Below are 20551 nucleotides of genomic sequence, written 5' to 3' on the forward strand. Positions count from 1 at the left end.
TTTGGCCTCAGACCCAGGAGGCGGCCACCAAGGAGCGCTCCGCTGCGGCGAGGTGGACGGCCGCGGCGAGCCAGGCCCGGGCGTACCCGTCGGCCGAGGGGTCGGTGAGGCGGCCGAAGACGTCGCGGGGGCGCCGGTCGGCCTCCGCGGCCAGGGCCGTCGCCAGTTCGGCCGCGGTGGTGAAGCCGGCCCGCCGCAAGGGACCGTACGCGGCGGCGGGTTCGCTGCCGCGGGCCGACTCGGCGACGGCCCGCCGGCCCCCGGCGACGCCGCTCTCCAGCAGGCGGCGCACCCGCCACAGCGGCGAGTCGGCCAGCGGATCCGCAGCGGCGGCGGGCCCCGGCCCGGGAGCCGCGACCGGCTCCGGGGCGGCGGACGGCGGCGGGAAGTGGCTGCCCTGGAGGCGGTCGTAGCCCAGGTCGGCGCGGCCCAGCCACTCCTCGGGCAGCTGCAGCGTGTACGGAGCCCCCGGTACGGGTCCGACGGCGAGGGGCCGCAGCGTCGCGGCCCGGTCCAGGTCGGGGCGGCCCAGGACGCGCAGAGCCAGCCCCGGGCGCTCCGCGATGCGGCGCAGGTTGTCCCTGTGCGGCAGCCCCGGGTGCGGATGGGCCGCGCGCAGCCGGAGCAGCGGCCCCGCCTCGCCGTCCGCCCGGGTCTCGCGGACCAGGAGGTCCTCGCCGGCGGCGCCGACCACCGTGACGTCGCAGCCCAGCAGGGCGGGGGCGGCGGTGTCGGGGCCGAGGCCCTCGGCGGCGGCGAGCTGCGCCGCCACGGCCTCGGCGGCCGGGCGGGAGAACAGGGCGGCGGCCGGCTCCTCGGTCCAGGGCGCGCCGCGCAGCGGGGTGGCCCGCACCCCGCGCCCGGCGCCGAGCCGGCCGTCGGCGGAGACGGTGGCCCCGACGATCCGCAACCCGCCGCGGGCCAGGCCCGCATGGTCGAGGACGGCGCCGCCGAGCGCCACCGAGGCGGAGCCGGCGCCCTTGGCGCGGGCCAGTCCGCCGGGGCGGACGTCGGACACCGAGTGGTGTGCGCCGTCCGCGGCCAGCAGGTGGGTGACCACTCCCCCGTACCCGGTGGCGGAGAGCACCGGCTCGCGGCACAGGCCGAGGACCCGCAGGCTGCCGCCCGGCCGGTACGGGCGGCGCGCCGTGCCGGCGGCGGCCGGGTCGGCGGCGCCGGAGGCCAGGACGGCGGCGGTGCGCAGCAGTTCGCGGAAGGCCGCGGTGAGGTCCGCGAGGCGGTGGGCGCCGCTGCGCTCCCGGGCCGCGCGCAGGCCCCGTACGACGCGCAGTGCGGCGGCCTCGGCCCGGGGCAGCCCGGCAACGCGGGCGGTGTGCGCCGCGCGCAGCAGTTCGGCCTGCACCACCGCGCCGCCGGCCGTGGCCCCGGCGGCGAGGGCCTCGGCCGCCGCCTGCCAGAGGGCCGAGGCGGCCCGTACCTGGGCGGGCGTCAGCGCCACGGCGGGCTCGACGCCTTCGCCGCCGGACGCGGCCCCCGGGCCGAGGGGTACGCCGGTCCCGCCCGGCGGCGTGTCCGGCGCGGGCGCGTCGGGGGTGTCGGGGGTGTCGGGCGCCCCGCCGGCGGGAGCGTCCGCCACGGACTCCGGCTCGGGCGCCGGGTCGGCGAGGGGGGCCGCGCCGAGGACCGCGGCCCGGTGCAGGCAGCGCGGGGCCAGCAGGCAGCTGCAGGAGGCCTGTTCGGCGGCGGTGACGGCGCCGGCCGGGCCGGGCCGCAGCGTCACCACCGCGTCCTCGCCGAAGCGGAGGGTGACGGCGCCGTCCGCGGCCCGCTCGGCGGCCGGGGTACCCGCGGCGCAGTCCGCGACGGCGGCGTCGAGCTTCTTGCGCAGCCGGGCGCTGAGGCCCTCCACCGCTTCGGCGAGGACCTCGGGGGCGACGGACGGCAGGGGTTCGGTGCTCAACGGGATTCTCCACGGAGGCGGTCGCCCACCCAGCGGGCGAGGGCGAGCGGGCTGAGGGCGGCCACCGGCATGCCGGCCGCGACGAGTTGCCGGGCGACGGCCGCCGAGTAGCGGGGGGCGCCGGTGTCGTCGAGCGCGGCGCAGCCCAGCAGGTGGGCGCCGGACGCGGCCAGGGCGCGTACCTCGCCCAGGAGCCCGCCGATCGGGGCGCCCTCCTCGAAGTCGCTGACCACGACGACGAGGGTGCGGCTCGGCACGGTGACGAGGGAGCGGGCGTGCGCGAGGCCCGCCGCGATGTGCGTGCCGCCGCCGACGCGGACCTCCAGGAGCAGCGACAGCGGGTCGTCCACGCGGTCGGTGAGGTCCACGACCTGGGTGGAGAAGGCGAGGAAGTGCGTGGACAGGGTGGGGACGCCGCCGAGGACGGCCGCGGTGAGCGCCGACCAGATGACCGAGGCCTCCATGGACCCGGAGACGTCGACGACCAGGACGAGCCGCCAGTCGGCCTCGCGGCGGGCCCGGGTGCTGAACACGGGCCGCTCGGGCACCACGGCCAGGGTGCCGTCGGGCAGCCGGCGGGTGTGGGCGAGGTTGGCCCGCAGGGTGCGGTCCAGGTCGAGCCGGCCGCCCGGGCGGCGCGTGGGCCGCGGGGTGGCGATCCCGGAGAGCGCGGGGCGCAGCCGGGTGGCGAGCTCGCGGGCCAGTTCGTCGACGAGCCGCCGGACGAGGGGGCGCAGCTTGGCGAGCTGCGCCTCGGGCATGCCGCCGGCGAGGGCGAGCACGGAGCCGAGCAGTTCCACGGAGGGCCGTACGGCGGCCGGGTCGAGCTGGGTCAGTACGTCGCTGCGGCCGGCTTCGGCCGCGGCGGCCAGGACCTCCTCGCGCAGGTCCGTGCCGAACAGCGACTCCAGTTCCTCGGCCCATTCGCGGGCCGTGGGGAACGAGGCCTCCTGGCCGCCGCCGGCTCCGGGCCCGGTGCCGGGGGTGCCGTCCAGGCCGGCGGACCCCTCGCCGCGGCCGGTGCCGTACAGCTCGTCCAGGGCCCGGGCGTAGCGGCGGGCGCCGGCGGGCAGCCGGTCGCGCTGCCGGCCGAGCAGCAGCCGCCACCGGTCGGCGGGGGCGAGCCGCTGTGCGGGGTCCGGCTGCGCGGCGGCGGGTACGGGGGTCCCGGCGGCCCGCGGTGCCCCTGCCTCCGGGACTGTGCGGTGCGGGATTTCGGCCTCCGGGCCCGGGGTCGCCGGGCCCGGCGGCCGGGGCAGGTGCTTCAGGGCCGCGGCCCCGGCGGCGTCGGCGGCGGCCCACAGGGCGAGCAGGGCGGGCGGTGCGTCGAGGGAGAGGTCGACGCGGTCGCCGAGCCGCTCGGCGACGGTGGCCAGCAGCCGGTCGCGGGCGGCGGGGGCCAGCGCGTCGAAGCCGCCGCGCAGGGCCGGGAGCCGGTCCAGGAAGTCCTGGTCGGCGAGGGCCTCGATGCGGTCGAGGACCGGGACGAGGGCGGGCGCGGAGGACTGGAGCAGCGGTCCGGCCGCGGTGAGCAGGCCGCCGAGCCGGCGGGTCAGGGTGCGCCGGGTGTCGGGCGTGGCCGCGGCGTCGATCCACCCGGCGGCGCGCTCCCCGAGGCCGGCGGCCGGATCGAGGTCGAGCAGGACCCGTACCGCGAGGGCCGCGCCCTGCATGAGCGGGGACGCCGAGCCGGCGAGGTCGGCGAGGGCCCCGTCCATGCGCAGGCCGAGGTGCCGGGCGGCGGCCCGGTCGGCGAGGGCGACGAGGGCGCGCGCGTCGGCGGGGTCCTCGCTGCCGGCGAGGCCGGGCAGGGCCCGGACGGCGGCGTCGAGCAGTTCGCCGGTGAGGGCGGAGGCGGTGGCGCGCGGGGCGTCCGCGTCGACCGGGAAGTGGCCGCGGGCGAGCCCCTCCAACAGGTCGAGCGCCTCCAGCAGTTCGGGCAGGGCCGCGGTCTGCGGCAGGGCGGCGGCGGCCTCCTCCAGCCGTACGGTGACCAGCTCGGGCAGGTCGCAGCGCGCGGCGGCGGCCAGGCCGGCGAGGATCTGCGCCGGGGTCGGACCGCCGTCGGCGGCGGCCTTGCGGGCGGTCTCGCGCAGCGTTCCGGCGGCGGCCTGGGCGGCGGTGACGCCGCGGACGCCGGCGAGGTCGAGGCGGGCCGGGACGGACGGGGTCCAGTTCAGCCGCCACTTGGTGCCGAGGGCGGTGCCGTCGCCGGCGGCGGCCACGTCGAGCGGCTGCCCGTACTGGGCGCCGCAGACGGCCAGCCGCTGGAGCAGGACCTCGCGGCGCCGGTCGAGCCCGGAGCGCAGCGGGTCGAGCCGGACCTCGCGGGCGACGGGGTCCTCGGGGCCGGGCAGCCGCAGCTCGGTGAGCTCGGCCTCCACGCTGGGGCCGAGTCCGGAGCGCGGGGCGCGGGGGGTGGTGCGGCCGCGTGTGGTCCCGACGAGCACGGCCTCGAGGGCCCGGGCCAGTGCCCGGCCCCGGCCGAGGGGTTCGCCCTGGCCGAGCACGGTGGTGACGGCCTCGAGGAGCTCGCCGCGGCCGGGCGCGGGCAGTCCGCGCAGCACGGCGAGGTCGCAGGCGAGCCGCAGGGTCTCGGCGGCCTCGCCGGTCCCGGCGGTGTGTCCGGCGCGGCGCAGCTCCCGGCACAGGCCGGTGACGGCCAGGGACGCCGCGTCCCGCAGCCGTCCCGGATCCCCGCCGGCCTCGAACACGGCCTGCTGCCACAGCGGGTCCCGGATCCCGGCGGGGTACCCGGACCGCGAGTCGAGCAGCTCGTACGCATACGGCACGAAGGAGGTCACCCCGGCCCCGCCTTCCGCGGCCGGACCGGACGACCCGGCCGTGACCGGGGCCGGCGGGGGGTCGGCCGGAAGGGCGGTCCCAGAGCTGACGGGCAGGTCCGCGAGGGCCGGAGCGTGGAAGGCGCCGACGACCGCGGCGACGCGGCGCCCGCCGCAGGCGGCGGCGGTGATGACGCCGCGCATGTGGGCCTCGCGGGCCAGGTCCACGGCGGGGACGGGGCCGTCCTGGCGCAGCGCCCAGCCGACGCCCAGCGCCGCCCGGCGCACGGCCTCGGGCGGGCAGCCGGGGGCCAGCACCTCCACGGCGCGGTCCCACAGGTCTTCGCCGTCCCGGCCGGTGCCGGACGCGCGCAGGGCCTCGGCGTACGACCGCCCGCGCGGGCCGTCCGCCGGGGAGGGCTCACCGCCGGCCGGGCGCGGCGCCCAGCCGGCGTCGGACAGCGGCAGGTCGCAGCAGAGCACCTCGGCGCCGCGCTCGCGGGCCCAGCGGACGGCGGCGAGCTCCGGGGAGAAGTCCGCGAACGGGTAGAAGGCGAGCCCGCCGTCCGCCCCGGTGCCCGCGAGGGCGACCGGGGCCATGGTCTCGGGGTCGGCCAGGTGCTCCAGCCACGGCTGGAAGTCGGCGGGCAGCTCGACGCAGACCACCTGGGCCCCGGCGGCGTCCAGCAGCGCCGGCACCACCGCGGCCAGGGCCGGGCTGTGGTGGCGTACGCCCAGCAGGTAGGGGGACCGGGACGCGGCGAGCGCGTCCACGGCGGCCCGGGGATCGGCCAGGGTGGTCATCGCAGGCTCCCGCGCAGGTCCCACAGGCGGCGCCACATGGCGGAGCCGTCCTCGGCGCGGCGGCGCACGGGGCCGTCCCAGTAGCCCAGCAGGCGGCCGTGGTCGGCGGGGTCGTCCTTGCGGACCACGCCCAGGAGGTGGCCGGGCAGCAGGTCGAGCACGTCGCCGGCCGGCAGGTAGGCGGCCGCGACGCCCAGCGAGGTCGCCACCTGCACCGCTTCGGCGGTGGACATGACCGTGCCGGGGCGTTCCACGTCCCAGCCCTCGGCGGAGCGGCCGGAGCGCAGGTCCCGGAAGACGGTGACGAGGGCGTCGAGCACGGAGTCGTCGACCCCGAACGCGGCGCCGGCCCGCTGCACGGCGGCGACGGCCTGGCGGCGGATGAGCGTGGCTTCGGCGTCGGCGTCGGCGATCGGCTCGACGGTCTCGAAGTTGAAGCGGCGCTTGAGCGCGGCGGACATCTCGGAGACTCCGCGGTCGCGCAGGTTGGCGGTGGCGATGACCGTGAACCCGGGGGCCGCGGCGACGGTCGAGTCCTCGGTGGCGGTCAGTTCGGGCACGCTGACGCGCCGGTCGGACAGGATCGACACGAGCGCGTCCTGGACCTCCGGCAGGCAGCGGGTGATCTCCTCGACCCGTACGACGCGGCCGGTGCGCATGGCGGACAGCACCGGCGAGTCGACCAGGGCCTGCGGGGTGGGGCCCTGGGCGAGGAGGAGGGCGTAGTTCCAGCCGTAGCGGAAGGCGTCCTCGGTGGTGCCGGCGGTGCCCTGCACGGTGAGGGCGCTGGTTCCGCTGACGGCGGCGGCCAGGAGTTCGGAGAGCATCGACTTGGCGGTGCCGGGCTCGCCGGTCAGCAGCAGGCCGCGTTCGCCGGCCAGGGTGACGACGCAGCGTTCGACGAGGGCGCGTTCGCCGACGAACTTGGGGGCGATGGCCATCTTGGCCGGGAGCCCGGCGCGGCGCTTGGGCAGGGCGAGTTCCTCGCCGTCGCTGCCGCAGACGAAGGTGACCACGGCGCGGGGGGTCAGGGCCCAGCCGGGCGGCCGGGGGCCGGTGTCCTGGGCGGCGAGGAAGGCGAGTTCGGCCGCGTACCGCTCCTCGGCGGGCAGCATCTGGCGGGCCGGGGCGGCGGGTTCTTCGCTGGCGGTCGTCGTCATGGGGCGTCCTCGAAACGTGAGAAGGAAAGGGAAGGAAGAAAGAAGGACGGGGAAGAAGGACAAGGAAAAGGAAAAAGGGACAGGGAAGCGGAGAAGGACGGAGGTCCGGGCGCGGCGCATCCCGCTCCGGGGTGCGCCGCGCCGGCCGGCCTCACGGGCCGGTCTCACCGGGCCGTCAGCGGCGGCGGCCGCGGGTCCGCTTGACCTTGAGCTCCTCGAAGCGGGGTACGTCGCCGTCGGTGACGCGCTGCCAGGCCCGCCGGTAGAGGTCCGCTGCCGGTTCGGCCGGCACGAGGACCCGCAGGGCGGGGCTGCCGCCGGGCGCCAGGTCGTACATCGGGAGCTTCCACTGCTCCACCGGCAGCACGGGCGAGGACATCTCGGCCCAGCCCCCGGGCAGGAACAGGGAGCGCCCGGCCCGGCTCCGGCTCGCCGCCACCACCAGGCCGGTGGCGCCGAGTTCGGCGCGGGCGGCCTTGATCCGGGCGGGCTTCCAGCCGGTCCAGCGGGCCGTGTTGCGGTCGGAGGGGTCGGGCATGGCGAGCAGCATGAGGTACAGGGCGGCGGCGTCCGCGCCCAGGCCGTGGGCGCGGGCTGCCTCTTCCACCAGGTCCGGGACGGAGCGGGTCGGGTCCTGCGGGTACCAGGTGCCGTCCTTGTCCACCGTGCCGGCGGCCGGGGCGCCCGGATCCGCCAGCAGTGCGGCGAAGCCGGGGAGGTGGGCCAGGCGCAGGGCCGTCTCGACGGCGGAGGGCCGCTGGTCGGCGCCGCGCAGGACCGGCAGGTAGGGGTCGGAGCCGGTGGAGTCGAGCAGGGCGGTGCGCAGCACCGGCCAGTGGTGCTCGTCGGCGAGGACGACCGCACCGTAGCGCTCGTAGCCCTCGCCCGTCTCCGTCGGGGTGCCGGCCGCCTCGCGGAAGCCGCCCAGGCCCGCGCAGTACCCCAGGTCGAGGAGGAGTCCGGGGGCGGCCAGCCGCTGCCGTACGGCGGTGAGCACCGGCGGCAGGGCGGCGCGCACGGGGTCGCCGGCGGGCAGCCGGTGGGCCAGCCAGGCCGCCAGCGACAGCGTGCCGCTCAGGACGCCGCCGGTGAACGCCTCGCCGCCCGGCGTGCAGCGCTCGATGCGGCCCTCGCGGGCCCTCCACTCGACGTCGGTGCCCAGCGCGGCGGAGGCGGCGGGGTCGAGGACGGCCGGGAGTGCCTGGTGCACGGCCCAGAAGGTGCCCGTGGCGCGCGTGGCCTCGGCGAGCAGCCACTCGGGCACGGGCATGCGGCGGCCCACGCGCCGGTTCCACACCTCCGCGGCGGCGGCCACGTCCGGGCCGTCGGTCCACAGCCGCGCCGGGTCGGCGGGCAGCAGGGCGGCGACCACGGCGCGCCGCACCTCGATGTCGAGCGCCTTGAGTTCGGTACGGGCGTGCTTGGCGTCGGCGGCCTTGACGCCGAGGGCGGTGCGCAGCTCGGCCGGCAGGAAGTGGTGCTCCCAGCTGTCGATGTTGGGCAGGCCGGCCAGCAGCAGCCGGGCGGCGGTGCCGGAGACGCCGGTCAGGCGGGCGAACTCGTCGGCGGCCTCGGGCCGCACCGGTGCGGGGCCGCGCTCGGCGGCCTCGGTCAGGAAGGCCGTGAGCCAGCCGGGGCCGCGTTCGCGGTCGCCGAGGGGGGCCTGGGCGCGGACGGTGTACGGGCCGGGGACGGCGAAGGCACCGGTGGGGTCGTACAGCAGCGCCCCGAACTCGTGGCCGTCGGGCACGGTGGCGCTGTGCTCGGTGCGGGCGAGGACGGCGCCGCCGCCGAGCGGGAGCAGGCTGCGGTGGCCGGGGTTGCGCTCGATGCCGTCGGGGGTGCGCAGATGGGAGTGGTCGAGGTGGACCAGGACGCGGCGCCAGCGGTCGGCGGAGCCCTGCGCGGAGTCGAGGCCGAGGGCGTCGACCTGGGCGAGCACGGTGCACAGTGCGGCCCGCTCCTCCTCGGTGGTGCCGGGGGCGACGGCCCGGTAGGCGACCGCGGCCGGCTCGTCGAGCAGCGGGGTGAAGGGCAGGGCCGAGTACTCCAGGGCGGGCATGTCGAAGTGGAGCCGGCCGGGCACCGCGACGGCGCCGGTGTCGGCGCACGCCTGGGCGAGGCGGGCCAGGAAGCGGTGGGCGACGTCGTTCTCGGCGCCCCAGCGGTAGTAGCCGGTGCCGACGATGCCGGACAGCGCCTTGGCGATGAGCGCGTCGGAGGGGCCCTGCGGCCCGTCGGCGGCGCCGGCCCCGCCGGTGTCGGGGTCGAGGCGGGCGGCGATGCCGTCGAGGGCCTTCTGCTGGACCAGGGCGAAGCGCAGGACCTCGACGATGCCGCCGACCAGGGGCTCGGCGGTGACCTGCGGCAGGGCCGCGGTGACCAGGCCGGGCAGGTCGGAGGCCTTCTCGGCCTTCGCGGCGGCCTCCAGCAGGGCCGCGACGGTGTCGCGGTCGGCGGTGCGCAGGGCGGCGGAGCCCTCCGGGTCGCGGGGGCGCAGCGCGTACCAGAAGGCGAGCGGCGGCAGTTCGACGCTGCCGGTGGCGAAGCCCTGGTTGTCGCGGTGGTCGCCGCGGGTCTTGGCGGTGACGATGCCGTCCGGGTCGGTGAGGCTGAGCTCGCGCCAGTGGCAGCTCACGGCGCGCGGCCGGTCGTCGCCGGGGAACGACAGGGCGGCCAGCGGCATCTCGCTCCCGTGGGGCGTGCGGACGGTGCGGCCGGCGGTGTCGCAGCCGTGCCAGCCCTGGTCGGCGGCGAGGCGTACGACGCGCCAGCCGAGGAGCCCGTCGGCGGGTGCGCCGAGGGCCGAGCCGTCCACCGCGGGGGCGGGCCGCAGCCAGGAGGAGCGGGCGGCGAGGACCGAACCCGAGGGGTGGGCGCGCAGCGCGTCGGCGAGGAAGGCAGGCTGCGCGTACCGGCCGAGGACGCCCTCGGCGGGGGCGTACTCGCGCCAGCCGGCGTCCCGGTCCTGCTCGCGGCGCTGCCACACCCAGTACGAGGTGCCGTCGCAGAGCAGCTCCCGCTCGGCGGGCAGTGCGGTGTCCCCGGCGTGCAGGACGCCGCCGCCGAGGGCGCGGCCGCCCCCGGGCAGGGGCAGGCTGATGTGGTCCGAGCGCAGCGACCAGTAGGTGCGGTCCGCGCCGAGCGAGAAGACGCGGTCGGGCGCGGTGTGCCAGTAGCCCTGGACGTCCCCGGAGTTCCAGGAGGCCCAGAAGACGAGCAGGGCGCCGTCGACGTAGTGGAATCCGTACCGGTACGAGCCGCCGGCCGGCACCCGCAGGTCGTGGGTGAGGACGGTGGAGTCGGCGTCGATGACGCGGACCTGGAGGGAGTTGGCGACGATCAGGTACGGCCACGCCTCGACGACGGTCAGGTTGCCGCGGCGCAGCGCCTTGCGGTCCGCGAGCTCGACGAGGGCCTCCTCGTACGCGGGCCAGGCGAACTCCTCGAAGAGGCCTCCGCGCAGGGTGCGGGCGAGGATCTCGCCGAGGTCGGCGGCGGCCGCTGCGGCGACCTCGTCGCGGGCGAGTTCGAGTGCCTCGGCGGGCAGCCAGGTCAGCCGCTGGATGGCGGCGGGCAGGGCGGGCAGGCCTGCGGCGGTGGAGTTGCGGGCGACCTCCTTCATCCATGCGGTGAGCATCGGGCGGCCGCCGGGCGAGGCGGCGAGCCGGCACATCACGTCCGCCCCGGATCCGGCGTCGCCGAAGGAGTCCGCGGCGCGCCGGAAGGAGGGCCGGAACCGCTGGTCGGCCGCGAGGGCGAGGAGGTCGCGCCGGGCCGCCTCCTCGGAGCGGGCCCAGGAGGCCAGGTTCAGCTGCGGCCGGCGGTGGGGGGAGGTGGACGGGTCCTCGTCGGGGTCGGCGACCGGGAGGCCGAGGGAGAGCAGCAGGTCGAGCAGGTTGACGTCCTCGCCGCCGATGCGCAGGCCCTCGGTGCGGCCGGGTGCGGCGAGTTCGGTGCGCAGCCGGTCGGCGGCGCGGGTGACGAGGTCGAGCAGGGCGGGCGGGGTGAAGCGCTGGCCCCAGCCGCTGTGGCGGGCGCTGTGGTAGCGCTCCAGCCAGCCGGCCGTGCCGTCGGCGCACCGCTGCTCGGCGGGCAGGTCGGCCTCGACCAGTCCGGCGGTGGCGCCTGACTGCTCCAGGATGTCCAGCCACAGGTCGGACAGTTCGCCGGCGCCGCCGCCGAGCGGCATCAGTTCGAGGAGGGTGCCGCGGACGGCCGGCTCGCGGCGGGCGAGGGCGATCAGCGCGGTGCGGTGGGCCTTCCACCAGCCGTACGCGGCGCGCAGGGTGGCGGGCAGCGGCAGGAGTTCGGCGAGGTAGTCCTGCTCGGCCTCGCTGCCGGTCAGGCCTGCGGCGCGGGCGAGGCGGCGCAGTTCGGTCGCGGCCTGCGCGGAGGGCGGCAGCCCGCCCGCGGTGCGGCGCACGCACAGGCGGCGGAAGCGGGTGTGGGCCTCCTCCGGGCTGACGCGGGCGGAGAGTTCCTTGGCGTAGCCGGTGAGGACCTTCACCGGGAGGGCGCCGACCAGGGCGAACTCCAGGAAGACGGCGTCGAGGCGGTCCTCGTCGACGGTCAGGCCGTGCTGGGCCTCGCTGCTGCGGGCGCGGCCGAACAGCTGGGCGGCGTACGTGGTGTTCTCGACGGCGAGGAAGAGGCGGGCGGCCTGCTCGTAGAAGACGGGCAGGAAGTGCGGCACCGCGGCGGCGAGCCGGCCGGCCAGTTCGTGGCAGGCGTCGAGGGCGGCCTTGGGCTTGGTCTTGGCCTGGCGGGCGGCCCGGTCGAGCTCGGGGACGACCGCGAGGGCGTGGTGGCCGTCCTCGGGGTGGTGGACGAGCACCCATTCCGGGAAGCCGAGGGCCTGGCGCTGGCCGAGGCCGACGACGGGCGGCTCGCCCTCGTCGAGGACGAGGCCGAGGAACCCGGCGGCCAGGTCCTCGGCCGGGCCGAGCTCGGCCGCGGCCAGCCGGACGACGACGCGGTCATCGGGCAGGGCGGGGTGGCGGTAGGTGCGCGCGGTCAGGTCGACCGCGGAGGGGCCGGCGCCCTCGGTGCCGACGGGCAGCACGGCGCCGGCCTTGAGGAGGAGTTCGGCCTCGGGGGCCCGGTCGGGTGCGCCGGCCGTCCCGGCCGCGGTGGTGGTCGTGGTGGTGGTCATCACGCGTCCTCGCCCTCTTCGATCGTGCGGCCGGCGTGGAGCGCCGCGGCCATGCGCATTCCCTCGGACCAGGCGACCGGTCCGACCTCGGACAGCGGCACCGCCCGGCCGTCCCCGTCGCTCCAGCTGAGGGCGCCGGTGGTCGTCGCTTCGTCGTAGTACGGCTCGCCGATCCAGACCCCCGCCTCGGTGGCGCGGCCGGTGTCGCGGACGGGGCAGGTGGCGTAGCCCCCGGAGACCCGGTAGCCGAGGCCGGTGGCCCGCGCGGCCAGGGCGAAGCGGTTGGGGAACGACCCGCCGGCGTAGTCGCGCACCTCGGTCGCCGTGGCGGCGAGGGCCTCGGGCTTCGACCAGGTGGCCCGGTGGATCTGCTCCACGCGCTGCACGATGCCGAGCTCGGCCGCGAAGTCCCGTACGTCGTCCAGGTCCGGCAGCAGCACCGGGTGCGGCAGGGTCACCGTGCGCGGGGAGAGCCGTACCGTCTCGCCGTCGAGGTTGACCACCTTCAGTTCGCCGGAGGCGGTGGCGTCGCGCAGGAAGCCCACCTCGTCCGGGTCGTCGCCGACCACGGCGAGGTCGTGCAGGGCGCTGCGCCAGGCCTCGTCCGGCCAGACCCGGGCGAGGAGGGCGGTGGGCACGGGCAGCGAGGACACCATCCAGCTGTCCACCTGCGCGATGCACGCCGCCTCGTGCCGGTCCAGCCATTCCGCGAGCCGGCGCAGCCGGTCCACCTCCGGGTGGTCGCGCAGCGCCTTGGGCAGGGTCTTCAACTGCCGTCCCGCACTGCGCCCGGTGGCGGACCGTGCCGCCACCCTTCCCTCCACGAGGGCGATTTCGTACCCCTCGCCCGCTGCCAGCCAAGCCATCGTCGCGTGCCTCTCCCCTGCCCGATCCGAATCCGCGCAGCGTCGGACAGGGCGGAAAAGCCCCCCTGAGCTGCGGTATGCCCGGGAGACTAGCGAGGCCCACTGACAACACCTCCCGCCGGGGCCCCGCCGTATGGCCCGTGGCCGTTCCCGTGACCGTGTGGCGGGAGGACGCCCGGGCCGCGTACCGTCCGCCCCATGCCCGAGCTGCAGCCGCTTCGTCCGGACCACGCCCCCGCGCTCCTCGCCTTCGAGCGGGAGAACCGGGCGTCCCGAGCCGTGGTGGCCCGTGCGGGGTGTGCCGCGACCGGTGAGACACGGCCCGCCGGTCGCCCGGGGCCGACGTACCTCCTCCGCCTCGAAGGCTGTTCCGCTTCGGATGGCGACCTCGGCACCGCCCCCGCTCGGGCCGGCGCCCGGCACCGCGGGGTGCGGCCACCGGGCCCCGGGGGCGCAGCCGGTCAGCCGGGCATCGGCGGTCGCACGTCCGGTTCTGGGTAGGGATGGCGGGGCAGGAGGCGGAGCGGAATCGACGCGGGGTGGGTTCATGGGACGTCAGATACGGGTGGCGGGCGCGGTCCTGGCGGCCTCGGTGCTGCTGGCCGCGGTCGGCTGCTCGGGAAGCGGAGCGAGGACTGCGGATCCGGGGGCCTCGGTGCCGGCGCCGTCCTCCGCACCGCCCGCCCCCGCTCCCGCGCCCGCCGGTGACACCACGCCGGGCGGCGCGGGGGACGTCCTGCCGGGCATGGTCGGGGTGGACGTCGCCCGGACCCAGCTGGCCGGGCTGAAGGTGGCGCCCGCGGGCACCATGGCGGGCTACAGCCGCGCCAGGTTCACGCACTGGGCGGAGCAGGGCGACCGGTGCGACACCCGCGAGGTGGTCCTCGCGCGCGACGGCAGGGACGTGGTCCGGGACGGCGAGTGCCGGGCGGTCTCGGGCACGTGGCGGAGCCTGTACGACGGGACGGTCGTCACCGACGCCTCGAGGATGGACATCGACCACGTCGTGCCGCTCGCCGAGGGCTGGCGCTCGGGCGCGGCCGCATGGGACGCGGCGCAGCGCAAGGCCTTCGCCAACGACCTGACCCACCCCCAGCTGCTGGCGGTCAGCGCGGCGGCGAACCGCTCGAAGGGCGACCAGAGCCCGGACCTGTGGCAGCCGCCGGACAGGTCGAGCTGGTGCCAGTACGGACGGGCCTGGACGACGGTGAAGTCCACGTACGCACTGACCGTCACGGAAGCGGAGAAGAAGATGCTGACGACGATGCTGGACACCTGCACGGCATGACCGGGCGGCAGCAGTGGCAGGACCGGGTCCTCGCCGGGCCGGGCGGGGCGATGACCGACGAGGTCGGCGTCATCACCGGCCCGCTGACCGTGCGCACGACGGCGGTGGCGGGGGGCCTCGCCCGCATCGACGTCCAGTACACCGACGCGGAGGAGTGGTACACGCTGACCGGCAGCCCGGTCGCGCACCGCGGGGCGCCGGCCGCGGTGCACGCGGCGGCGCTCGCCGCGGTGCGGGCGGGACGTGCGGCCGAGGCACCGGCGGGACCCGGGGCGTAGCCGGGCCGGGCCCGCGGAGCGGCCGGGCCCCGGAGCGGCCGGGCCCGCCGGTGGGGGCAGGCCGCGCGGTGGCGGCAGGCCGCGACGCCGCCCGGCTCAGGCCTCGTACTCGGTCAGGTCGATGCTGTGGATCTGGAGGAGGTGGCCGTGCTCGGGGTCCTCGGTGTCCCGCTCGTGCACCATGCCGAGCTTGCGGATCACGTTCTCGGAGTCCTCGTTGCCCGCCCGGTGGACCGCGATCACCCGGTCCAGGCCGCGGTCCTGGAGGGCGAACTCCAAGGTGGCCTGCGCGGCCTCCGAGGCATAGCCCTGGCCCCAGTACTGCCGCCCGAGCCGCCAGCGGATGTCCACCGCGGGCATGACCTCCGGCAGGTCCTCGGGGACGGAGAGCCCCACGGCGCCGATCAGCTCGCCGGACGCCAGCAGTTCGACGGCGAAGAGCCCGAAGCCCTCCTCGTCCCACTCGTCCTCCCAGCGCTCGATCTCCTCGGCGGTCGAGTCCAGGTCGAGGGTGGAGCCGTCGCCGATCCAGCGCATCACCTCCGGGTCGGCGTTGATCTCCGACAGGGGGACGAGGTCGTCGTCGCTCCAGCGGCGCAGGAGGAGGCGGGGGGTGCGGATCTCGGTCATGCCCCCATCCTGCCGAACGGGGGCCGACCTGGGTAATCGGGGGCCTGCGGGCCGGTACCGGCCCCGGTCAGGGCGTGTGGAAGCGGACCTCCGGCGCATCGGCGGCCGGGCCGTCCAGCACCGGCTGGGGCACCCCCTTGAGGTGCAGGTCGAAGAAGGCGCCCACGTAGCGGCGGGTCAGCTCCAGCGAGCGGTCGCCGGGCAGCGGCGTCATCCGCTCCAGCCCCAGCTGGTCGCTGATGGCGGGCCAGTCGGTGAAGGTGAAGTGATTCGAGTCGGCGAAGGTGATCCACCGCTTCCAGCCGTCGAGCCGCGCCCAGTTGGAGTCCCAGCTCGGCCAGTCGGTGCCCGTACCGCCGGGCACGGTGTCGGCCCCGCCGAGCAGCAGGAAGGGGCGGCCGCCAAGCCCGCCCTCGGGCACGGGCGAGAACAGCCCGCCGTCCATGTCGATCCCGGCGCGGACGCGCGGGTCGGCGGCCATCACGGCGGCGGCGGTGGAACCGCCGATGGAGTGGCCCGCCATCGCGATCTTCCTCTTGTCGATCAGGCCCGCGTTGCGCCAGGCGGGGCGGGCTCCGGTCAGCCGGTCCAGGAGGAAGGACACGTCGCGGGCCCGGTTGTCCGACACGGCCTTGTAGTCCTTCAGCTCCTTGGCCTTGTCGCAGGCCAGGCAGGTCAGGACGCGCCCGCCGGGGAAGGCGGTGCCGCTGGTCTCGTACGCGTGGTCCACGGCGGCGACCACGTAGCCGCGGGAGGCCAGCTCCTCTGCCAGTGAGGTGAGGGTGGCCCGCGGGACGGTGAACCCGGGCGACAGCACGACGAGGGGGTACCGGCCCGCGACGGGGCGGGCGCCCGAGCGGGCGAAGGCCTTGGTGCCGGCCAGGCTGCGGTGGTCCACCCGCCGGTCGAGGTCGCGGGAGGCCAGCAGCAGGCGGGCCTCCTCGTCGGTGAGGTACGGCCGCACGGGGCCGCCGGTGCCGCGCTGGGCCGGGTAGCGCATGGTCACCATGAGCTCGCGCGGGCCGGAGTCGGCCCAGGGGTCGGTGCGGCTGTCGTCCACCAGGTGGAGGGTCTCCTCGCCGACCGCGAACCGGCCCGTGGGGCGCGGCAGCCGGGGCAGGACCACCCCGGCGGGGTCGGGCGCGGCCGCGGCGGGCGCGGGAACGGCGGAGGGTGCGGCCGGGGGTTCGGCTGCCGCGGCCGTTCCGGCGGCGGTCAGCATCAGCGGGAGGAGCAGGGCGGCGCCCAAGGCGGCTGCGGCGGCGCTGCGACGGCGCGTCGGTCGGTTCATGGGAGGGAACCTATGCGCCGGTCAGGAGCTTGATCGTCCCCTTGCGGGAGGAGAGCGGGTCCGACCGGAGGAGGGTTTCCCGCCTCCGCCGCAAGGGGGAAGCCGGACGGGGGATACCCCGTCCGGCGGAGCTCACCGGGTGTCAGGAGACGCTGATGGCGTCCAGCTTGGCCCGCAGGTACGCGTGCGAGTCGACCGGCGGGTGCGCCACGCGGCCGAGGGGCGCCGGCAGGGACTCCACGCGGGTGTGCGGGTCGCATTCGTAGAAGTAGACCAGCGAGACGAGCTCCTCGGCGGGCGCGTCGGCCGACGGCGGCAGCATCCGGTGGCGGCCTGCGCGCCAGCGGTCCCCCGTCCAGCGGGCCAGCAGATCGCCGATGTTCACGGTGAGCGCGGCCGGGTCGTACGGGGCGTCGAGCCAGCCGTCGGCTTCGGTGTGGATCTGGAGTCCTCCCGCGCCCGGCTCGCGGTCGAGGACGGTGACCGTGCCGAAGTCGGTGTGCGGGCCGATGCGGAACTGGCCGGGCAGCGGCGGCCCGACGACCTCGGTGCCGGGGTACCAGTTGAGGTTGAAGCCCCAGGTGGGGTGGCGGGTGTGGCGGGTGAAGTGGTCCGGGGGCAGGCCCAGCGCGGCGGCGAGCAGTTCCAGCAGCTCGTCGGACAGGGCCTGCATCCGGGTGAGGTACTCCTCCACCGGCGGCCGCAGGTGCGGCACCTCGGCCGGCCAGGCGTTCGGGCGGAACCACTCGGCGTCGACCGCGGGATCGCCGGTGGGCCGCTCGGCCGCGCAGGACCACGACTCCTTCAGGTCGGGCGGCGAGGCGGTGCCCTCCGCGTAGCTGTTGGCCTCGGCTCCCGGGCCGAGCCAGCCGCGGCCGCCGACGGCCACCGCGTACGGCTCCTTCACCTCGGCGGGCAGCCGGAAGAAGGCCCGGGCGGCGGCGCGGATCCGCGCGGCGAGCCGCGGGTCCACCCCGTGCCCGGTGACCAGCAGGAATCCTGCGGCCTGCAGCGCCCGGTCCACCTCCTCGGCGATCCGCTTGCGGGCGGCCGAATCGCCGGACCGCCACGGCCCGAGGTCGACCACCGGGACCGGGGACTGCGTGGGCCGGGGCCGGGGAGTGGGTGCGGAGCTCGCCATGGGGGGCCTGCCTTTCGGGCCGGTGCGGGCTGGTGCGGGAGGCGATGGGGGCCGTGCGGGGCGGTGCCGGGCGCTGTTCGGGGTCCCGCCCGAGGCTATGGCCCGGGGCGGCCGTCGGGGCCGGAGGCGCTCGGGGAGGGGCGCTCCAGTCCGCTGCACGGCGGTGAGTAGGCGACGTACGGCAGGTGGGCGGACCACTGGGCGCGGGTGATGCGCGCTCCGGTGTGCGCGCACGCGCCGGCGATGGTGCGGGCCAGGTCGGTCCCCGACAGCCGGACGGTCGTGTCGAAGCCTCCGGAGGCGAGGACGGCGCCGTCGGGGCTGAACGCGACCGAGCCGACGGCGGTGGCGTGCCCGGTCAGGGTGGCGAGGAGGCCGGCGTGGGCGGGGCGGGCCACGCTCCACAGCCGCACCGTGCGGTCGTCGCTCGCGCTGGCGAGGCTGCGCCCGTCTGGGCTGAAGGCGACAGAGCCGACGACGTCGGTGTGGCCGGTGAGGGTGGCCAGCAGGGCGGGCCGCCGCGGGTCGGCGGTGTTCCACAGCCGGATGGGGTTGCGGCCGCCGCCCGCGGAGGCGAGGACGGTGCCGTCGGGGCTGAAGGCCACCGAGAACACGACGGTGTCGTGGCCCTCCAGGACCGTCGGGGCGCCCGGTCGGCGCGGGTCCGCCACGTCGGTGAGCCGGACGGTGCGGTCCTCGCCCGCGCTGGCGAGCGTACGGCCGTCCGGGCTGAAGGCGACGGCGCGGACGGCGTCGTGGTGGCCGGCGAGCGTGGCGAGGAGCGCCGGGCGGGCGGTGTCGGTGGCGTCCCACAGGCCGACGCTGCCGTCGGTGCCGGAGGTGGCGAGCGTACGGCCGTCCGGGCTGAAGGCGACGGCGCGGACGTCGCCGCCCTGCCCGGTGAGCGAGGCGAGGGCGGCCGGGCGGGCCGGGTCCGCCACGTCCCACAGCCGGACGGTGCCGTCGGCCGAACCGGTGGCGAGCAGGCGGCCGTCGGGCCGGTAGGCCACCGTGCGGACGTCGTCGCCGTGCCCGCCGAGGACGGCCTCCTGGACGGGGCGGTCGGTGCCGTTCACCCGCCACAGGCGGGCGGTGTGGTCCCCGCTTCCGGTCGCCAGCTGCCGGCCGTCGGGACGGTAGGCGAGGGCGAGGACCTCCTTGGGGTGGGCGGGGATCGCGGTCATCAGCGTGCTGACCAGGCTGTCGCGGGTCTTGGCGGTCGGTGAGAGGCGGTACGCGGTCAGGCTCAGCTGGACCGCCAGCCCGGGCTCGGTGTCGGCCAGCTCTCCGATGCTGTCGGCGAGGTTCTGCGCGACGGCGTCGTTGCGCTGCCGGGTGACCTCGGCCCCGGAGCGCACGGCGCTGGCGGTGGCGACCCCGGCCACCACCACGAGGGCGCCGAGCAGGGCGACGAGGTAGCCGAGTCGGCGGGCGCGGCGCCGGGCGGAGCTGTCGGCGGCGGCCTCGGCCTCCGTACCGGCGTCCAGGAAGGCCCGTTCGACGGCGGTGAGTCCGGTGGCCCGGGTGGCGGCGAGGTCGCGGGCGAGGGCGAGGCGGGGCCCGCGGTAGAGGGCTCCGGGGTCCCGGCCCAGGCGCTCCCAGGCGTGGGCGGCGTCGGTGAGGCGCCGGTGCAGGCGCAGGCGCTCGCGGTCGTCGGTCAGCCAGCCGCGCAGCCGGGGCCAGGCCCGGATGAGCGCCTCGTGGGTGAGCTCGACGCGGCCGTGGTCGAGGGTGAGCAGGCGCATCCGGGCGGCGCGGGCCAGGACGGTGGCGGTGTCGGCGTCGTCGTCGGCCTCCCGGTTCAACTCCTCCCGCTTGACAGGCCGCTTGGTGTCCTCCGTGCCCTCGCCCAGGGCGATGAGGTGGACGAAGATCTGCTGGGCCAGGAGGCGCTGGCGTTCGGTGAGGGAGGCGTACAGGGCCTCGGCGGACTGGGCGAGGGCGCCCTCGAACCCGCCCGCGGCGCGGAAGCCGTCGAGGGTGAGGGCGGCGCCGCGGCGGCGGCGCCAGGTCTCGAGGAGGGCGTGCGAGAGCAGGGGCAGGGCGCCGACCCGGCCGTGGGCGTGGGCCACGAGGGTGGCCTGGAGCGCGCCTTCGACGGTGAGGCCCGCGCGCCGGGCCGGCTCCACGACGGCGCGGCGCAGCTCGGCCGCGGTCATGGGTCCGACGACGACCTGCGCGTCGCGCAGCACGGGGACGAGCGGGGCGTGGCGGGTGCAGTGCGCGTAGAAGTCGGCGCGGACGCCGAGGACGACCCGGCACCGGGACCCGGCCCGCCGGGCCGGCCCGACCAGCGCGGCGATGAACCGCTCCCGCTCGGCGGCGTCGGCGCACACGGTGAACACCTCCTCGAACTGGTCGAGGACCACCACGACTTCCCCGCTCCCGACCCGTCCCTCGGGCCCGGGCTCCCACCCGGGCCGGTACCCCGGACCGGAGGCTTGCGCGTACGCCGAACCCGAGCGGGGCTCGGCCCCCGGCTCGGCACCGGGCCCGGGGACCGGCCCGGGGCCGCCCGCCTCGCCCCCGGGGCCGAGGGCCCGGCGGAGCCGGTCCAAGGGGTGCGGGCCCGGGGTCAGGACGTGGACCTGCGCGTCCGCGGCGAGGCGGGGCAGCAGGCCGGCGTGCAGCAGGGAGGACTTGCCGGCCCCCGATGCGCCGACCAGGGCGACGACGCGGTGGCGAGCGAGGGCCGCGAGGAGGTCCTCGACGAGCCGCTCCCTGCCGAAGAACCGGTCCGCGTCCTCGGCCCGGAACGCCGACAGGCCCGCGTACGGGACGGCGCCCTCCGGGCCGCCGTCCTGCCGAGCCGCGCCCGTCCCCGGTTCCGGGTCGCCGTCCGCGGCCCCTCCCCCGGCGGCCGGGGCGGCGGCGAGTTCGGCGGCGGCCTCCTGCCACCGGCGCTCCCATTGGGCGGTGTCGCCGCCGCAGGCGCGGACGTAGGACAGCGTCACGTCCAGGCTCGGCAGTCTGCGGCCGGCCGCCGCCTCGGAGAGGGTGGCCACGGAGTAGTGGGCGCGGGCCGCCAGCCGGCGGTAGGGCGGGGAGCCGGCCTCGTGGCGCAGGCGGCGCAGGTCCGCGGCGAACCGCAGCAGCGTTGCGTCGTCGCCGTCCAGCGGGCGTTCCTTGCGGGCCATGCCGTGTCCCTTCCCCGCCCGCCTTCTTTTCGTGCCCCCTGCAGGGATTGTTCGGCAGTTGTTTGTTCGGTCCGGCCGCCCCGACGCCGAACAACGG

At 77.6% G+C, this 20551-nt stretch carries 11 protein-coding genes and 1 pseudogene; 3 read left to right on the plus strand and 9 right to left on the minus strand.

Going from position 1 to position 20551, the window contains the following annotated elements; genetic code table 11:
* Positions 1–7: 7 nt before the first annotated feature.
* The 5 genes from AB0953_RS26500 to AB0953_RS26520 form a co-directional block, all read right to left on the minus strand.
* The gene (locus AB0953_RS26500; protein ID WP_366862067.1) at positions 8–1921 is read right to left on the minus strand and encodes a hypothetical protein; all 1914 of its coding nucleotides are present in this window, start codon (positions 1919–1921) and stop codon (positions 8–10) included.
* Positions 1918–5508: a DUF5682 family protein gene (locus tag AB0953_RS26505; RefSeq protein WP_366862069.1), complete on the minus strand. Its 3591-nt coding sequence runs from the start codon at positions 5506–5508 to the stop codon at positions 1918–1920. Before AB0953_RS26505 ends, AB0953_RS26500 begins: the two co-directional genes overlap by 4 nt.
* Positions 5505–6668 (minus strand): AAA family ATPase, encoded by a 1164-nt coding sequence (locus AB0953_RS26510; RefSeq protein WP_366862070.1) that lies wholly within the window; start codon positions 6666–6668, stop codon positions 5505–5507. The genes AB0953_RS26505 and AB0953_RS26510 overlap by 4 nt, the downstream gene beginning before the upstream one ends.
* A 175-nt stretch (positions 6669–6843) precedes the next feature.
* On the minus strand, positions 6844–11823 hold the full coding sequence (locus AB0953_RS26515; RefSeq protein WP_366862071.1) for a DNA-binding protein: 4980 nt from the start codon (positions 11821–11823) through the stop codon (positions 6844–6846).
* Positions 11823–12689 carry a DUF4132 domain-containing protein gene (locus AB0953_RS26520; protein WP_366862072.1) on the minus strand — a complete coding sequence of 289 codons (867 nt, stop codon included), beginning with the start codon at positions 12687–12689 and terminating at the stop codon, positions 11823–11825. The genes AB0953_RS26515 and AB0953_RS26520 overlap by 1 nt, the downstream gene beginning before the upstream one ends.
* A 198-nt stretch (positions 12690–12887) precedes the next feature.
* Between AB0953_RS26520 and AB0953_RS26525 the strand changes: the two are divergent.
* From AB0953_RS26525 to AB0953_RS26535, 3 genes and pseudogenes are all read left to right on the plus strand, one after another.
* Positions 12888–12959 (plus strand): annotated as a pseudogene (locus AB0953_RS26525) (GNAT family N-acetyltransferase); the annotation flags it as partial.
* Positions 12960–13236: 277 nt separating this feature from the next.
* A complete protein-coding gene (locus AB0953_RS26530) occupies positions 13237–13977 on the plus strand; it encodes an HNH endonuclease family protein (RefSeq protein ID WP_366862073.1) in 741 nt (246 codons plus the stop codon).
* Positions 13974–14255 (plus strand): hypothetical protein, encoded by a 282-nt coding sequence (locus tag AB0953_RS26535; RefSeq protein WP_366862074.1) that lies wholly within the window; start codon positions 13974–13976, stop codon positions 14253–14255. The genes AB0953_RS26530 and AB0953_RS26535 overlap by 4 nt, the downstream gene beginning before the upstream one ends.
* Before the next feature lie 96 nt (positions 14256–14351).
* Here AB0953_RS26535 and AB0953_RS26540 read toward each other — a convergent pair whose 3' ends face one another.
* The 4 genes from AB0953_RS26540 to AB0953_RS26555 all read right to left on the minus strand — a co-directional run bounded on the left by AB0953_RS26540 (position 14352) and on the right by AB0953_RS26555 (position 20454).
* Positions 14352–14885, minus strand: a complete 534-nt coding sequence (locus tag AB0953_RS26540; RefSeq protein WP_366862075.1) for a GNAT family N-acetyltransferase — start codon at positions 14883–14885, stop codon at positions 14352–14354.
* Between the two features lie 67 nt (positions 14886–14952).
* Complete coding sequence (locus tag AB0953_RS26545; RefSeq protein ID WP_366862076.1) at positions 14953–16176, minus strand: alpha/beta hydrolase; 1224 nt, start codon at positions 16174–16176, stop codon at positions 14953–14955.
* Between the two features lie 142 nt (positions 16177–16318).
* Positions 16319–17317 (minus strand): 2-oxoglutarate and iron-dependent oxygenase domain-containing protein, encoded by a 999-nt coding sequence (locus AB0953_RS26550; RefSeq protein ID WP_366862077.1) that lies wholly within the window; start codon positions 17315–17317, stop codon positions 16319–16321.
* A 95-nt stretch (positions 17318–17412) separates the two neighbouring features.
* Complete coding sequence (locus tag AB0953_RS26555; protein WP_366862078.1) at positions 17413–20454, minus strand: XRE family transcriptional regulator; 3042 nt, start codon at positions 20452–20454, stop codon at positions 17413–17415.
* Positions 20455–20551: the final 97 nt, after the last annotated feature.

The sequence above is a fragment of the Streptomyces sp. NPDC046866 genome (genome assembly GCF_040704625.1).
GTDB lineage: Bacteria > Actinomycetota > Actinomycetes > Streptomycetales > Streptomycetaceae > Streptomyces.

Bases quoted from the DNA above. Each gene is read 5' to 3' on its own strand.
- AB0953_RS26510 (WP_366862070.1), bottom strand. From the start codon at position 6,668: ATGACGACGACCGCCAGCGAAGAACCCGCCGCCCCGGCCCGCCAGATG.
- AB0953_RS26545 (WP_366862076.1), bottom strand. From the start codon at position 16,176: ATGAACCGACCGACGCGCCGTCGCAGCGCCGCCGCAGCCGCCTTGGGC.
- AB0953_RS26550 (WP_366862077.1), bottom strand. From the start codon at position 17,317: ATGGCGAGCTCCGCACCCACTCCCCGGCCCCGGCCCACGCAGTCCCCG.
- AB0953_RS26535 (WP_366862074.1), top strand. From the start codon at position 13,974: ATGACCGGGCGGCAGCAGTGGCAGGACCGGGTCCTCGCCGGGCCGGGC.
- AB0953_RS26555 (WP_366862078.1), bottom strand. From the start codon at position 20,454: ATGGCCCGCAAGGAACGCCCGCTGGACGGCGACGACGCAACGCTGCTG.
- AB0953_RS26530 (WP_366862073.1), top strand. From the start codon at position 13,237: ATGGGACGTCAGATACGGGTGGCGGGCGCGGTCCTGGCGGCCTCGGTG.
- AB0953_RS26505 (WP_366862069.1), bottom strand. From the start codon at position 5,508: ATGACCACCCTGGCCGATCCCCGGGCCGCCGTGGACGCGCTCGCCGCG.
- AB0953_RS26515 (WP_366862071.1), bottom strand. From the start codon at position 11,823: ATGACCACCACCACGACCACCACCGCGGCCGGGACGGCCGGCGCACCC.
- AB0953_RS26540 (WP_366862075.1), bottom strand. From the start codon at position 14,885: ATGACCGAGATCCGCACCCCCCGCCTCCTCCTGCGCCGCTGGAGCGAC.
- AB0953_RS26520 (WP_366862072.1), bottom strand. From the start codon at position 12,689: ATGGCTTGGCTGGCAGCGGGCGAGGGGTACGAAATCGCCCTCGTGGAG.